The sequence below is a fragment of the Capnocytophaga sp. oral taxon 329 str. F0087 genome, assembly GCF_000213295.2.
Taxonomy (GTDB): Bacteria; Bacteroidota; Bacteroidia; order Flavobacteriales; family Flavobacteriaceae; genus Capnocytophaga; species Capnocytophaga leadbetteri_A.
Map to the genome: position 1 here is coordinate 1 of NZ_KN390016.1, position 599 is coordinate 599.

Sequence of the window (599 nt, forward strand, 5' to 3'; positions counted from 1 at the left end):
TGAAATTTTTTATTCGACAATGGGAGGAAAAGCGGTATTCGTTTCAAAAAACAATCTGTAAGAAGCGGCATTTTTCTCATATTTGACATTTTTTTATTCGCTTAAAGGTCGGAATGAGCTGGTTTCGTTTCGAGTGCCATAAAAGGTCTGTGTTTAGCTTCTGCAAGGTTTTTCAAAAAAATACTACCCGCAGGACAACGGATAAGGGCTGGAGATTTTTTTGAAAACCCATCGGGCTTGACCTTGCAAGAAGCGTTAAGAACACAGAAATACCTTTGCACTCGAACAACGAACCGCCATTACGTGCCTTAAGTGTTTAAAACAGGGAAAATAGGTAAGTCTTAATGACGTATTTCTATTTGTGACAAACGAATACCCTTTTCCTTATTTGTTGAAGTCTTTTTTTCTTCTAATAGCTTTCTGTAAGGCAACAAAAAAATCCATTGACACATCTCTTTTTGAAATGTTATCAATGGATTTTAATTCTAAGAAGAAATTTGTTAGTTATCCTATCTTTAAGTTTTTTAATCGTTCGGCAGCAATTTCCATATCCTTGCTAATTTTCTCATTGGTGATTTTAGCATAAATCTGGGTAGTTT